The 15,474-nt window shown below is 57.6% G+C and carries 12 protein-coding genes; 3 read left to right on the forward strand and 9 right to left on the reverse strand.

The annotated features are described in order from the left end of the window. On the forward strand, nt 1-1,143 hold the full coding sequence (gene pqqE / locus KGB06_RS10455) for a pyrroloquinoline quinone biosynthesis protein PqqE (RefSeq protein ID WP_223515031.1): 1,143 nt from the start codon (nt 1-3) through the stop codon (nt 1,141-1,143). Then, nucleotides 1,109-2,941, forward strand: coding sequence for a S9 family peptidase (locus tag KGB06_RS10460; protein WP_223515007.1), 1,833 nt, complete (start codon nt 1,109-1,111; stop codon nt 2,939-2,941). Before pqqE ends, KGB06_RS10460 begins: the two co-directional genes overlap by 35 nt. Before the next feature lie 114 nt (nt 2,942-3,055). Here KGB06_RS10460 and KGB06_RS10465 read toward each other — a convergent pair whose 3' ends face one another. The 4 genes from KGB06_RS10465 to KGB06_RS10480 form a co-directional block, all read right to left on the reverse strand. Then, nucleotides 3,056-3,214, reverse strand: a complete 159-nt coding sequence (locus KGB06_RS10465; RefSeq protein WP_007947822.1) for a YqaE/Pmp3 family membrane protein — start codon at nt 3,212-3,214, stop codon at nt 3,056-3,058. Nucleotides 3,215-3,298: 84 nt separating this feature from the next. Then, complete coding sequence (locus KGB06_RS10470; protein WP_223515010.1) at nt 3,299-3,619, reverse strand: helix-turn-helix domain-containing protein; 321 nt, start codon at nt 3,617-3,619, stop codon at nt 3,299-3,301. Next, entirely contained in the window at nt 3,612-3,968 is a 357-nt protein-coding gene (locus tag KGB06_RS10475) for a type II toxin-antitoxin system RelE/ParE family toxin (RefSeq protein ID WP_223515034.1), read from the reverse strand. Before KGB06_RS10475 ends, KGB06_RS10470 begins: the two co-directional genes overlap by 8 nt. A 250-nt stretch (nt 3,969-4,218) precedes the next feature. Continuing rightward, nucleotides 4,219-5,454, reverse strand: coding sequence for an aspartate aminotransferase family protein (locus KGB06_RS10480; protein ID WP_223515013.1), 1,236 nt, complete (start codon nt 5,452-5,454; stop codon nt 4,219-4,221). Nucleotides 5,455-5,623: 169 nt separating this feature from the next. On the opposite strand from KGB06_RS10480, the gene KGB06_RS10485 reads away from it, so the two are divergent. Beyond that, the gene (locus KGB06_RS10485; RefSeq protein ID WP_223515016.1) at nt 5,624-6,553 is read left to right on the forward strand and encodes a LysR family transcriptional regulator; all 930 of its coding nucleotides are present in this window, start codon (nt 5,624-5,626) and stop codon (nt 6,551-6,553) included. A 228-nt stretch (nt 6,554-6,781) separates the two neighbouring features. Here the strand turns inward: KGB06_RS10485 and KGB06_RS10490 are convergent, their stop codons facing one another. The 5 genes from KGB06_RS10490 to KGB06_RS29885 form a co-directional block, all read right to left on the reverse strand. Further along, complete coding sequence (locus KGB06_RS10490) at nt 6,782-8,560, reverse strand: acyl-CoA dehydrogenase C-terminal domain-containing protein (protein ID WP_223515019.1); 1,779 nt, start codon at nt 8,558-8,560, stop codon at nt 6,782-6,784. A 189-nt stretch (nt 8,561-8,749) separates the two neighbouring features. Next, a complete protein-coding gene (locus KGB06_RS10495) occupies nt 8,750-10,546 on the reverse strand; it encodes an acyl-CoA dehydrogenase C-terminal domain-containing protein (RefSeq protein WP_223515021.1) in 1,797 nt (598 codons plus the stop codon). Nucleotides 10,547-10,636: 90 nt separating this feature from the next. Further along, the gene (locus KGB06_RS10500) at nt 10,637-11,926 is read right to left on the reverse strand and encodes a GGDEF domain-containing protein (protein WP_223515025.1); all 1,290 of its coding nucleotides are present in this window, start codon (nt 11,924-11,926) and stop codon (nt 10,637-10,639) included. A gap of 150 nt (nt 11,927-12,076) precedes the next feature. Further along, entirely contained in the window at nt 12,077-14,218 is a 2,142-nt protein-coding gene (locus KGB06_RS10505; protein ID WP_223515028.1) for a cytochrome-c peroxidase, read from the reverse strand. A 950-nt stretch (nt 14,219-15,168) separates the two neighbouring features. After that, nucleotides 15,169-15,300, reverse strand: a complete 132-nt coding sequence (locus KGB06_RS29885) for a hypothetical protein (protein WP_263288232.1) — start codon at nt 15,298-15,300, stop codon at nt 15,169-15,171. Nucleotides 15,301-15,474: the final 174 nt, after the last annotated feature.

Genomic DNA, 15,474 nt, shown 5'->3' on the forward strand with positions numbered 1-15,474 from the left:
CTGTCAGACAAGTTACCGCCAAAACCTGAAATCGGCTTGCCGCTCTGGCTTCTCGCCGAGCTGACTTACCGCTGCCCGCTGCAATGCCCGTATTGCTCCAATCCGCTGGACTTTGCCGAGCAAGGCAAAGAATTGAGTACCGAGCAGTGGCTGAAAGTGTTCCGCGAAGCGCGGGAGATGGGTGCGGCGCAGTTGGGCTTTTCCGGTGGTGAACCGCTGGTGCGCCAAGACCTCGCCGAATTGATTGCCGAGGCGCGCAAGCTGGGTTTCTACACCAACCTGATCACCTCCGGCATCGGTCTGACCGAGCAGAAAATCAGCGACTTCAAGAAGGCCGGCCTGGATCATATTCAGATCAGCTTTCAGGCCAGCGACGAGCAAGTGAATAATCTGCTGGCCGGCTCGAAAAAGGCCTTTGCACAGAAGCTGGAAATGGCCCGTGCGGTGAAGGCTCACGGCTACCCGATGGTGCTGAATTTCGTGACCCACCGGCACAACATCGACAAAATCGACCGGATAATTGAGCTGTGCATCGCTCTTGAGGCGGACTTCGTCGAACTCGCCACTTGCCAGTTTTACGGATGGGCGCAGCTCAATCGGGTCGGCCTGTTGCCGACCAAAGAACAACTGGTCCGCGCCGAGCGCATCACCAACGAATACCGCGCCAAACTCGAAGCAGAAGGGCATCCGTGCAAGTTGATTTTCGTCACACCGGACTATTATGAAGAGCGCCCGAAAGCCTGCATGAATGGCTGGGGCAGCATTTTTCTGACGGTCACCCCGGACGGCACCGCCCTGCCCTGTCACGGCGCCCGACAGCTGCCGGTACAATTTCCCAACGTGCGCGACCACAGCATGCAGCACATCTGGTACGACTCGTTCGGCTTCAACCGCTTTCGCGGTTACGACTGGATGCCCGAGCCTTGCCGTTCCTGCGACGAAAAAGAGAAAGATTTTGGCGGCTGCCGCTGTCAGGCGTTCATGCTCACTGGCGATGCGAGCAACGCTGACCCGGTGTGCAGCAAGTCGGAACATCACGGCGTGATTCTCAAGGCCCGCGAAGAAGCCGAGCACGCAACCCAGACCATTGAACAACTGGCCTTTCGCAATGAACGAAATTCACGACTCATCGCAAAAAGCTGAGCCCTTCAGCGCGGCGAAAGCCGTCGCTGCCGGTGTCGATTTTGCCGAACTGCAGGTCGGTCAACATGGCCTGTTCTGGAACGAATATCGGCCCGAAGATGCCGCCTGCCGGATCTGGCATTGGCTTGATGGCCAGGCGCGTTGCCTGACGCCAGCGGGCTTCAGTGTGCGCAGTCGGGTGTACGAATATGGCGGTGGCGCGTTTTGTCTGACCGATGACGGGATTGTTTTCGTCAACGAGGCGGACCAGCAGTTGTATCGGCAATCGCTAAAGGGTGAAACGCCTGAAGTGCTGACTTCAAGCGGATACCGTTACGGCGATCTGCAATTCGCCAACGGACTCGTTTTGGCGGTTGAAGAGAACCGTGACCGGCATCGGCTGGTGGCGATTGATGTGAATGATGGTGGGCGTCATCTGCTGGCGGAAGGTGCCGACTTCTACGCGGCGCCGACCCTGAGCCCAGACTCGCAACGCTTGGCATGGATCGAATGGAGCCGCCCGGATCAGCCTTGGAGCGCAACTCGGCTGATGGTTGCCGAACGTCAGAGCGATGGTGGGTTTGCGTCGCCGCGCTGCGTGGCGGGCGAGGGTATTCAGGAGTCACTGCAACAGCCCCGCTTCGATAGCAGCGGCCGTTTGTATTGCCTGACGGACCGTGGCGGTTATTGGCAGCCATGGGTGGAGTCTTTAGACGGTTTGAGCCCTTTACCAAGTGCCGCAGCGGATCATGGGCCAGCGCCCTGGCAACTGGGTGGTTGTACCTGGCTGCCTTTCGCTGAAAACAAATACCTGGCCAGTTGGACCGAAGACGGATTTGGCCAATTGGGCCTTTGCGGTGACACCGCTGAAGACTTCACCGGCACCTACAGCCGCTTCCGCCATCTCGCACTGGATGAGCAATTCATTTACTGCATCGCCGCATCGCCGATCAGTTCGGCGGCGGTCATTGCCATCGACCGCGATAGCCGACAGGTCAAGGTATTGGCCGGTGGGATTGCACCCTTACCTGCCGAGCAGATCAGCGTCCCGCAAACCCTGCGTTACCCGAGCGGTTCGGGCGAGGCCCACGGTTTTTTCTATCCGGCGATGACCGGCGATGCGAAACCGCCGCTGGTGGTGTTCATTCACGGCGGGCCGACGTCGGCCTGTTATCCAATGCTCGATCCACGCATTCAATACTGGGCGCAACGCGGCTTTGCCGTGGCCGATCTCAATTATCGAGGCAGCAGCGGCTATGGCCGGGCTTATCGCCAGGCACTGCATTTGAGCTGGGGCGTTGTGGATGTGGAAGATGCCTGCGCGGTCGTCGCTCATCTGGCCGAACGAGGCTTGATCGATGGCGACAAGGCGTTTATTCGCGGTGGCAGTGCCGGTGGCTACACCACCCTTTGTGCGTTGGCCTTTCACAACGTCTTCCGCGCCGGCGCCAGTTTGTACGGCGTCAGCGATCCCGTTGCACTGGGCCGTGCCACTCACAAATTCGAAGGCGATTATCTGGACTGGTTGATCGGCGATCCGGTGCAGGATGCAGAACGCTATGCCGCGCGAACGCCTCTGCTGCATGCGAGCAACATCAGCGTGCCGATGATCTTCTTTCAAGGTGAACTGGATGCGGTGGTCGTGCCGCAGCAGACCCGCGACATGGTCACGGCGCTGCAGGACAACGGCATTCTGGTTGAAGCGCATTACTACGCGGACGAACGTCACGGCTTTCGCAAGGCTGGCAATCAAGCCCATGCGCTGGAGCAGGAATGGTTGTTTTATCAGCGGGTGATGGCGCTTGGGGACAATGCCTGATTAGTGGCGCGTCCATCGCGAGCAGGCTCGCTCCCACAGGGATTTCTGCAACACCTTAGATCCAATGTGGGAGCGAGCCTGCTCGCGATGGCGGTTTATCTAACCCCGCAAACCTCAGCGCTTGGCGATGATATAAACCGCATGCACGATCCCCGGAATATACCCGCACAACGTCAGCAAAATATTCAGCCAGAACGCCCCGCCGAAACCGACTTGCAGAAATACGCCCAATGGCGGCAACAGAATGGCGATGATGATTCGAACAAAGTCCATGGGGCAGCTCCTGAATTGAAGTAGGCTCGTATGAGCACTATAGCTAATCGACCTGTACCGTTCGTCAGGGTTCAGTGCAATGCCTCAGGCCAGTATTTCAAGGCCATGTTTCTGGACGATGCTCAGCAACTTCAGCGCCATGCCGCTGGGATGTTTGTAACCCGACTCCCATTGTTTAACCGTCGAAGCGCTGGTGTTCAGATATCGCGCGAACACCGGCTGGCTGACGTTATTGCGCTCACGTAGCGCTTTGATTTGCTCTGCATCAATAGCCTCAGGTACCGGAGCCAGACAAAGGTCTTCGAACTCGCGCAAGGTGGTCTTGCTGATTGCACCGATGGAAAACAAGGCATTGGCAGATTCGTAAATAGATTCTGACGCCTCACTTCTGAATTTCTTACTCATAAAGTATCTCCACAAACTCCTTGATATCCAGGAAGTGCTGGACTTGCATATCCGAAAGCCCCTCGTAGGTCTTCGCCATTTTCCGAAAAGCGATCAGGTCTGTCTGACAAATATTGCTCTGGTCCTTTTTGGCATACAGAAACTGATAAACGCAGTAACTGGCCCCTCTGGCCAGGACAATCGAACGATGCCGGTTGGCATTCAAACGTTTCTTCCAGACCCCGCCGCCAAGATTGTCCGCTTGGCCATTGAGCATTTCGCTGAATGCCTCTCGAAGCTCCTCGTCACCGATCCATGCTTTTTCGGCTTGCATCGCAAAGCGTTTTGCCTTGAATAACCTTGGTGACATTGGCATCCCTTCCAAAAACATACCACCCAGTGGTATAGATTTCAAAACCAGTTCTTCAATAAAACTGTTTCATTGGCACGGCATTCCTTGCCGGTCCTTTTAAAAAGCCACCAATCCCGCTATCGCTCAAGCACGCAATGCATTTGGCAAAACGCAGAGACAAAAAAACGCCCCACGCAAAAAGAATCAAACGTGGGGCGATGCGTTATTACCGCGAGACGGTTCTGGAATTTTTGTGGGACAGATCTGATCAGACCGCAATCCCTTTGCGGCACTGCAATTGCGCGGTGCGCACACGGGAGAAGGCACGAGTCAAACGCAGCAGCATTTCGTCGATGTTCGCGTCGCTGACCGTCAGTGCGGGAGTGAAGCGCAGGCAATCGGGTTGCGGGGCACTGAGCAGCAGGCCTTCGTACAGAGCAGCATTGACCACGGCGATAGCCGAATCGTCCGACAGCGTCAGCCCCCAGAGCAGCCCTTGACCGCGCAATTCGCCGTGACCATAGCGATGGGACAAACGCCCCAGGCCTTCGCGCAGGTGTTGACCGGCGTCCCTGACATGTTCAAGAAAACCCTTGTCCTGCACGCTGTCGAGCACCGCCAGCCCGGCAGCTGACATCAAGGCATTGCCATGATGGGTACCGCTTGGTTCGCCCATTTCGAAACAGCAGGCCTTGCCCCGCGCCAGCAATGCAGCCAGCGGCACGCCACCACCCAAACCCTTGCCGAGTACGATGACATCTGCCCGAACACCGTAGGACTGTTCGGCGAGCAAGGTGCCGCAACGCCCTATACCGGTTTGCACCTCGTCGAGGATCAACAGAATGCCCAGCTCACGACACAGCCGTTCGACGCCCTTGAAGTAATGCTCGGTGGCCGGGATCACTCCTGCTTCGTTCTGAATCGGTTCAAGCATGATTGCCACGGTCCGGGCGTCGACCGCCGCGTGCAAGGCTGCAAGATCATTGAAGGGTACGTGGTGCAAATCCGACGTCGTCCCGGAACCACGGCCATGGCAGCCTTTGCTGGCAATGATGATGCGCGAAGCACCACCGCGATAGCGTCGGCCCCATTTACACGCGAGTTTGATCGCTGCTTCACAGGCTTCGCTGCCACTGTTGAGCAGGTACGCCTGATCACTACCCGTGGCGGTGCAGAGGCGCCCGGCAAGGTTGAGCATGCCGCGATTGTGCAGGGAAAAACCGGGATTGATCAGTGATTGAGCCTGTTGCGCAATCGCCTGGACCAGTACCGAAGGACTGTGCCCAAGACTATTGGCCCCGCCACCTTGGGTAAAATCCAGGTAAGCGCGGTCATCGCTGTCCCACAACCAGGAGCCCTGGCCTCGGACGAAAATTTGTTTCGGCCGCGCGATGCCGGGCATCAGGTATTCGCTGGAATGGTGGTGGTTGCTGGAGGGCTGGAAGGTGTCGAGCGCCAGATCATCAAGACTCTGCGTGGTGCGTCGTAAATTGAACAGATTCATCCGGAAAAGCCTCGATGGAGGTTTTTTGCCTTACCTATGGATATAACCTCTCTGCAAACGGTATTCATGGAGCGTTCTGGCCCTGTAAGCCTCGTGAATGCAGTTAGACTAGGCTTTGGCACGGCCTCGGGCTATTTCGATTTCCAAGCATTTTCGATAAGTATTTCCTATGGATTTCAAGCAACTGCGTTATTTCGTCGCGGTCTACGAAGAAGGCCACGTCGGCCGGGCCGCCGAGCGGCTTTCAATCTCCCAGCCAGCGTTGTCCCAGCAGATCCGCCACCTCGAACAGCACCTCGATGTGAGTCTGTTTGAACGCAGCAGCAAACGCCTGCTGCCCACGCTAGCTGCTCACACTTTGTACAACCACGCAGTGCCATTGCTGGACGGCATGCAGCGCGCACGCGAGGCGCTGGGCAACTTCAAGGGGCAAGCGCTACGTACATTGGCGATTGGCGTGTTGCAGACGGTCCACACCAGCCTGGTCCCGCAGATGCTCGAACGGGTGCGCAAAGCCCAGCCGCATCTGGTGGTGCAGATCTACGAACTGACCGGGCTGGAAATCGAGCGACGCCTGCTTAACGGCTCGCTGGACATCGGCATCAGCTACCTGCCGCCGCGTCAGCCCGGGTTGCATGGCGTGATGCTGTATGAAGATGAACTGACCCTGGTCATCCCCGCCGATCACCCGTTGCGCGAATTCAAGAAAGTCTCCATGAGTCAGGCTGCCGAATTGCCGATGCTACTGCTGGGAGAAGAGTTCCAGGTGCGGCAAATCTGGCAAACACAACTGGCCAGCCTCGGAAGGCGTCCACAGGTGCAGGCCGAACTGAATAACATGGCGGGGATTCTCGACAGCCTGCCGCACACCCAATTGGCGACAGTACTGCCCGGACGCTCGCAAAAGGCGCTCGGCAATAACGAACTGCTGTGGAAACCGCTGACCGAGCCGCGAGTGCCGCTGAAAGTCGGTCTGGTGTGTCGGGATGTACAGCGGCAGCAGGCCTCGCTGGCCTTATTGCGCACGTTGCTGGAGGACGTGATGAACGAGCCTGATGAACGCTTGAACCGCTCGAAAAACCTCGAAGGGCTGAGCTGATCACTTTTCTGCACTCAAAAGAAAACCCCGCCGAAGCGGGGCTTTGCAGACTGTTTCCCTGACATCCATTTCACTCCGCCGTCCTGGCAGAATCCTACGTGTCCGTGTTGTTGCTTTGCGCTTCCTGCGCGACGTCCATGTGAAGAAGATTAACTCTGGATCCAATCTTCGCCTATGGGAGAACAGCAGCACGTCATGTAAGAGATTGCTTACATGACGTCATATTTATCAGAACTGTGCAGCATCCAGCAGGAACAGCGATTCGCTACCGGCTTTCACCGATGCGCTCAACGAGTGAATGCGTGGCAACAGACGGGCGAAATAGAAACGCGCCGTGCCCAACTTGCTCGCATAGAAATCGTCCTGCGCTTCCTTGCCAAAAGCAGCCTTGGCCATCAGTGCCCACATGTAGGCGTAGGCGACGTAACCGAAGGTTTGCAGGTACTCGACCGAAGCAGCGCCGATTTCATTCGGGTTGTTTTTCGCGCGATCCAGCAACCAGGCGGTCAGTTCGTCGAGGGTGGTCACGGCATCGTTCAGCGGTTTGGTGAACTCCGCCAGATCGGCACTGGCCGTTGCGGTGAAGTGACGGATCTCGTCAGCAAACAGGTTGTAGAACGCCCCGCCGGTGCCAACGATCTTGCGCCCGACCAGGTCCAGCGCCTGAATGCCGTTGGTGCCTTCGTAGATCTGGGTGATACGCACGTCGCGCACCAGTTGTTCCTGGCCCCACTCACGGATGTAACCGTGGCCGCCGAACACTTGCTGGCCATGAACGGTGGTTTCCAGACCCAGGTCGGTCAGGAACGCCTTGGCCACCGGGGTCAACAAGGCCACCAGATCTTCAGCACGTTTGCGGGTGGTCGCGTCTTCGCTGAACTTGGCGGTGTCCAGTTGCATCGCCACGTAAGTGGAAAATGCACGGCCGCCTTCGTTCGAGGCTTTCATGGTCAACAGCATGCGACGCACGTCCGGGTGGACGATGATCGGGTCTGCGACCTTGTCTTTGTTTTGAGCGCCGGTCGGCGAACGGCTTTGCAGGCGGTCGCGAGCGTACTCAACGGCGTTCTGATAAGAGCGCTCGCCAGTCGCCAGGCCCTGGATACCGACGCCCAGACGCTCGTAGTTCATCATGGTGAACATCGCCGCCAGGCCTTTGTTCGGCTCGCCGACCAGGTAACCGACGGCTTCGTCGAAGTTCATCACACAGGTCGCGGATGCCTGGATGCCCATTTTGTGTTCGATCGAACCGCAGCTCAAAGGGTTGCGCGCGCCGAGGCTGCCGTCGGCATTAACCATGAACTTCGGCACCAGGAACAGCGAAATGCCTTTCGGACCGGCCGGCGCGTCCGGCAGCTTGGCCAGCACCAAGTGGATGATGTTCTCGGTCAGATCGTGCTCGCCACCGGTGATGAAGATCTTGGTGCCGCTGACTTTGTAGGAACCGTCGGCCTGAGGTTCGGCCTTGGTGCGAATGATCCCGAGATCAGTGCCAGCATGCGGCTCAGTCAGGCACATGGAACCGGCCCAGACGCCGGCGTACATGTTCGGCAGGTATGCGGCTTTCAGCTCTTCGCTGGCATGGGCGTTGATCGACAGGCAGGCGCCGGCCGTCAGCATTGGGTACAGACCAAACGACAGGCTGGCGGAATTGACCATTTCTTCGACCTGCGCCGAAACGGCCTTGGGCATGCCCATGCCGCCGTAAGTCGGATCACCACCGACACCGACCCAGCCGCCTTCCGCGTAAGTCTGATAAGCCTGTGGGAAACCGGCCGGTGTGGTGACGGCTCCGTCTGTCCAATGGCAACCTTCTTCGTCAGCCGCACGGCTCAATGGCGCGATGCTTTTGCTGGTGACCTTGCCGGCTTCTTCAAGAATGGCTTCGACGGTTTCCGCATCGACGGTCTCAGCCAGCGCAGGCAGCTCGGCCCAGAGTTTGGCGACCTCGAAAACTTCATTGAGGACGAAGCGCATATCGCGCAGGGGCGCTTTGTAGTCAGCCATGGCAAACCTCGCAAGATCTAAACAAGTGATTCGTAGGAGTGGTGCTTTCGTTGGGTCCGAGTGTAACCCAACAACTTTTGCGACACATAGGGTCAGCCCATGACCATATTGTAATGTTTAGTCACCGACTATTCAGTCATTAAAAAACCCGCAATTACGCGGGTTCTCCCTTGTGACGGATTTTAAAGACTAAAGCGCAAACAACTCCGCCGGCAGCTTCATCAGGCAATCACTTCCCGCCTCGATGGCCGCCCGATGAGCGGCAGTGCGTGGCAGCAAACGCTTGAAGTAAAACTCGTTGGTCGCGAGTTTGCCCTGGCAATAATCGGCATCAGCGCTCCCCGCATCGAGTTGCGCCTGAGCCACCAGCGCCATACGCAGCCACAGATAGCCGAGGATGATGTAACCGCTGTACATCAGGTAATCCACCGATGCCGCGCCGACTTCGTCGGCATTCTTCATCGCGGCCATGCCGACTTTGGTGGTCACCTCGCCCCACTGCTGATTCAGTGCGTTGAGCTGCGCCACATAGCTGGCAAGTTGCGGATGCTCGGCGTTAGCCGCGCAGAACTTATGCACGATTTTGGTGAAACCGCGCAGCAGCTTGCCCTGAGTGCCGAGCACTTTGCGCCCGAGCAAGTCCAGCGCCTGAATGCCGTTGGTGCCTTCGTAGATCGGCGCAATCCGGCAATCGCGAACCAACTGCTCCATGCCCCACTCACGAATGAAACCGTGCCCGCCAAACACCTGCATACCGTGATTGGTCACTTCCAGCCCGGTATCCGTCATGAAGGCTTTGCAGATGGGCGTCAGGAAGGCCAGCAGGTCTTCGGCGTCCTGGCGTGCGGTTGCATCCGGACTCAGATGCACCACGTCCAGCAACTGCGCGGTGAAATAGGTCAGCGCGCGGTTGCCTTCGTTGAAGGCTTTCATGGTCAACAACATCCGGCGCACGTCAGGATGAACGATGATTGGGTCGGCGGCTTTCTCCGGCGCTTTCGGGCCGGTCAGCGAGCGCATTTGCAAGCGGTCGTTGGCGTATTTGATTGCGCCCTGAAAGCTTGCCTCACCCAGACACAACCCCTGCATCCCGGTGCCGAGGCGCGCGTGGTTCATCATAGTGAACATGCAGTTCAGGCCTTTGTTCAGTTCGCCGATCAAGAAACCTTTGGCACCATCGAAGTTCAGTACGCAGGTCGCCGAAGCCTTGATGCCCATTTTGTGTTCGATCGAACCGCAGGAAACGCCGTTGCGTTCGCCCGCCTCTCCCTCGGCATTGGGCAAGAACTTGGGCACGATAAACAGCGAAATGCCCCGGGTACCGGCCGGTGCGTCCGGCAGTTTCGCCAGCACCAGATGAATGATGTTGTCACTCATATCGTGCTCGCCGGCCGAGATAAAAATCTTGCTGCCGGAGATCGCGTAGCTGCCATCGGCTGAAGGCACCGCGCGAGTTTTGATCATGCCCAGGTCGGTGCCGCAATGGGCCTCGGTCAAGCACATGGTGCCGGTCCATTGGCCCGCAGTGAGTTTACTCAGATAGGTGTTTTTCTGTTCTTCGGTGCCGTGAGCGTGGATCGCCGACATTGCGCCGTGGGTCAGGCCCGGATACATGCCCCAGGACGTGTTGCTGGAGCCGACCATCTCACCGATGACCAGTCCCAGCGAACTTGGCAAGCCCTGGCCGCCGTACGCTGGATCCGCCGCCAGACCATGCCAACCGCCCTCGACGTATTGTGCGAAAGCCTGCTTGAAACCTGCAGGCGTTGTCACCACGCCATTGTCGAAATGGCAGCCCTCTTCGTCACCGCTGTGATTCAGCGGGGCCAAAACGTTCTCACAGAATTTCGCGCCTTCTTCGAGGATCGCGTTGACCATGTCCGGGCTGGCGTCGGTGGCGCCCAGCGCAGCGTAGCTGCTGTGGAAATCGAAGACGTGGTCGATCAGAAAGCGCATATCGCGCAGGGGAGCTTTGTACTCAGGCATGGTCGTTTCTCCGTCAGCAGATGCTTCAAACCTACTGTCGCCCACCACGCCTCACAATCACAGTCCAAACGCTGAATGCGCCATCATCACTCAACCCGCAGCGGCGTCCATGCGCACCGCGCCACGGCGCGCCTGACCGAACGCCACCACGCAGTTTCGCCCGGCGCCTTTGGCGCTGTAGAGCGCTTCATCCGCTGACTTGAGGACCTTTTCGGGGGACCGTTGCTCCAGGCGTTCGGCGACACCGATGCTGACCGTAACCGACACACTGGATGCTCCCGTGCCCGAGCGACGCTGGCGACCTTGCTGATCGTCCTGAGGCCGGCTGTCCTGATTGCGCAGCTGAATATTGTAGGTGGCGATGGATTCGCGGATGACTTCCAGGTGCGGCATGCATTCTTCGAGCGTCTTGCCCGCGAACACCAGCGCAAATTCCTCACCGCCGTAGCGATACGCCCTACCGCCTCCGCCAATTTTCGACAGCTTGCTGGCGACCAGGCGCAACACCTGGTCACCGACATCGTGACCGTGGGTGTCGTTGAATTTCTTGAAGTGATCGACGTCGCTCATGGCCAGCACGTAATTGCGCCCCAACCGCTGCATCCGTTCGTTCAAGGCGCGACGACCCGGCAGGCCGGTGAGTTCGTCGCGGAAGGCCATTTGATAGGCCTCGTGGGCGACCGCCGCGGCAATCATCAACATCACCTGACTGCACATGATGTTGAGAGTAAACGGAAGAATGAAGGTTTTCGGCAGCGCCCAGAACAACCCGAGCAAACCGACCAACTGAGCCGCATGCAGCGGTCGTGGGTTGCGCCAGTATTGCCAACACAACAGCAGGAACGAAGCGATGAACACCGGATAAGACAGCTGGATCAGGCTCATCCAGGCGCCATGCAACGCCGGCCAGCGGATCTCCGACAACCACACCAACAAGGCCTGTGGGTAACTTTGCTCCAGCGCCAGCGCCACACTGCCAACGGCCAGCAACACAGCGAAGCGCGCCACCATGTCCTGAAACAGGTGCGTGCGTTCCTGCCAAGCGGCGAACACGCCAAACATCAGCGGCAGCAACAGGCAACACAAATGGAAGACCACGGCGGCGTCATCACGCACTTTGCCGTTGTCGCGGTAATAATCGGTCTGGGTGTCGAGCAAAAAATAGGCGATGTACACCGTGACCATCAGAAACAGCTCACGTTGGCGTCGGTACACCGCGCAGTAAGCACCGCCGAGCAACAGCACCAGTGTTGGCAGTACGTTGAACAGCGAGGTGAAGAAAACGTTCAGCTCCTTGATGTAGGCAGCCGCAAGCCCCGCAAGTAAGAGCAGTAACGATGGTAGGAAATGGCTGAAACGCACAGCGGAAGAACGCGGCAAAGGTAAAGCTCCGTCCGTCATGACAAATAGATGGCATTGTGCCCACCACTTTAACGGCAGAAACCCCGATTTGCTGAGTGAAATACTGCGGTATTTACAAAGGGCGTCACTGGCGTCCATCAGCCGCCAGTGACGCAAGGGCAAAACCTGTTACAGGTCGTTGTTGAACGATTGCAGCGGCCCTTCCAACGCTGTGCGACCTTCGGCACCGACCGGTTTGAGCTGGATTTCGGCGTCCTGCGCCTGCCGGGTTGTGATCTTCGGACTGGCCGGTTTTTGCCCGACCGAGTTTTCATCACCCTTTTCGCCCTGTGGCAGTACCAGCGACGGATGGTCAAAGGGCGCCCGCTCCCACGCAACCCGAGGATCGGTCAGCCCGACTTCCATGAATTTGACCAGCGCATCCACTTCATCCGGAGTGAGGTTCAGCCGGGTCATATCCGGATCGAGGTTTGAGCCATTGTGCTGATTGACCGCCGGGTGCTCGAAGCCGCTGCTGTTGCTGGCATCTTCGCCACGCCGGTCGCCACCGCGATTGTAGAACTCCATCACCTGTTGCAGCGTTGCGCGACTGCCATTGTGGAAATACGGTCCGGTCAACGCGATGTTACGCAGGGTCGGCGTCTTGAAGGCGCCATCGACCGCGTCGCGGAAACCGACATTCGGCTTGAGCGTCGCATCACAAGGGATCGCCGGGCTCAAACGCGCTTCGAAGGTGCACACATCGACATCCAGCGGGTCAGGGATCTGGCCGCCCTGGAGTACGGTGTTGTACTCGCGAGTGAAGGACAATGGATTGCCCCAGGCATCCGAGCCACCGAGCGCCAGGTCTTCCGACGTTGGACGCACCCCGGTGTTGTAGAAGCCGTTGTCATACAGCGTGGTCAGGTTGTCGGCCATGACCATGCGTTCGATCCGTTCCTGAGGATGGAACAGCAAGCGGCTGCCGGCGTTGGTCAATTCCGCGCCGCCGTGGCAACTGATGCACTTGCCCTTGCCCAGAAACAGGTTCATGCCCTGGACCTGCTGGTTATTCATGGCTGTGTGATCGCCCTGCAAATAGGCATCCAGCGGCGCCTGGTCCGAGATCAGCGTGGACTCATACATCTGGATCGCCAGCCCGAAGAACAGCGGGAAGTTCGCCTCCATCTGGGTGTATGGCGCACCGCCCAGCGAGACCTGCTGCGTGGCATTCCACAGGCGCGGCTGGAACGCGTTCTTGATCAGTTCACGGTAGGTTGGCCGATGACCACCGGATACCGGCCCGAGTACCGAATCGGTGGACGAGATCCGTTGCTGCTTGAGCATCAAGGTGTCGAGCATGCGCCGGCCGATGTCGGCGAAGGTACGACCGCCGCAGGACATTTCCACCGGACTGCCGGGAGGCCCTACCGCTTGCGAAGCGGCGGCAGCATCCTTGAGCGCCAGCCTGACTTTGGTCGCCACGCCACTGCGATCGCTGGTCACGAAAATCCCGGCGTCAGGGTCGCGATTGCCAAATGGAGAGAAGCCGTTGAAGACGTTATTGGCGCGGCCATCCCAAAAGTTACGCACGTTGAACGCGGCATTGATCACCGTGGGTGCGTTGCGCCCGGTGCTGCGGCGAACATTGATGCCACCTACCTGGAAGATGCCGTCCGGTTGCTGAATGCACTTGTCGAACCGCGACTGATGGGGCTTGACGAAGTTGGCGTCGAATACGCCCTGGGAACCGATCACATCGTCAGTCGAATAGACAATCGCCGAATTGCGATCCAGCGGATCAGCCAGCACATGGGTCGGAAAGTCGTCTTTCTTCAGCAGGTAGTTCGGGCCGCCCTTGCCTCCTGATTTGGTGGTGTAGCTCGGCACGTCGCCTGGAATGTCCGAGGCGATGAACGGCTTGTTGAAGATCGACGAGACGTTCGCGTTGGTGTTCGCCTGACCGGGGTTGATCTGGTTGGTGGTGCGGTGATCGACACCCGCGTGGAAGTGGCAGGAGGCACAAGCAGTTGAACCGTCACTGCCGATCTCCATGTCCCAGAACAGCGCCTTGCCCAAGAGAACCGCCGCCGAGCGATTGAGCACGTAGTCAGTCATGAGGTCGACTTTGCGCCCGCCTTCGGTTCCCGACAGGTCGGGCGGGAGCAGCCCACGCAGCGATTGCAGAGTGGGCACGTCCGGTACGGCCGGAACGACCTCGACCGGGTCTGCGGCCAAAACGTTCATGACGGGCAGGCCAATGGCGAATAGTGTCATCACCATCACACGGGGCAAGCAGGTGGTTCGAAAGATGCTCAAATACTTAAACATGACGACGTTCCCGATTCAGTACGGAGTAGTCAGGCTCCGCGGTTGCCCTGTTGCGAGATGAGCTCATCGCCATGAATTTTGCTGCTCGCTTGAGTAACCACATCAACTTGAAGTTGCATGGGCAATGCGAGACCTAACTGGCAAAGCACTCTCGTGGCTCAGGCATTTTAAAAAAAATGATATTTCGCGCTACTGGTTAGCGCTTGATGAAACTCTAGCTGCAACAAAACATTTCAACATGAAAATTTCAATATTTTTATTTAATCCAAACCAAGAAACCCTACTAATAACAGCAACTGCGCACTATTCCTCAGTTCTGGTTAAACTTCACCCCATTATTGGGTGTCATTCCCCAAACAGCCCGCACCAGGCGATCACCAAGGACCTCTAAAAGCCAGCACTTAAAGGGCATCACGCCACCAGACTTCGTTTTCGGCAAGCGGGCAGAGTATTTGCTGGCTCGTACAGCGCCTTTAAACCCGCACCTTCAGGCAATAGAAACATCCATCAATTATAAAAATCCATTCGTGTGCAAGCTGCACTGCGCAAGCTATTGCCTTTTTATTTATAACTCCCATACAAGACTGTTTTATCTCCATCCTCTTCAGCCCCCTCTTGCACGCCTAGGACCTTAGTAGTATTTAATAGACAACACTTCTCAACTACCACTAATAAGTCACACCCACTATAACTTTTCAAAACACTCCAAACTTGGGTGTATATCCCCACCTACTTCGGTGCTAACCACACAACATATAACTATGTGTATATCACCAACCTCAGCGCAACCCGCATGTTTGCTGGCTAACAAGCGATTGTGCAAATCAGGCACGGCTACTGCTATGAGCTCCTCAGGCTCAAGGAAATGTCTCTCGCGTTTGCGTCCGTAACCGGCCAACGCAACGCAGGTGAAAGCATCCGAACGGCAAGTGTCGACCGTACACAGGCACTTATCCCGCCGGATCGAGCCCCAATTCGACATTCACGGCTTTGCGTTTTTCCTGCGCAGGATTCAGCGCATCAGCAGATCCGCGATCTCGATCGGCCGGCAATTGGTCCTGCAAGATTCTGGAGTGAGCCATGAGCTTATCTTTGTACGAAAAAACGCTCGCCATACCGCTGCTGCCTCACAAACGATTCAACGGCATCTTCAGTCGCCATGCTCTGCTCGCCAGTGCCGTCGCTGTCGCACTGGCCATTGGTGGTGGTGGAGATGCATTTGCCAAAAACGGAGTTGGCGGTGGAGGCGGCGGTGG

The sequence above is a fragment of the Pseudomonas sp. GL-B-19 genome (assembly GCF_019956415.1).
Taxonomy (GTDB): Bacteria; Pseudomonadota; Gammaproteobacteria; order Pseudomonadales; family Pseudomonadaceae; genus Aquipseudomonas.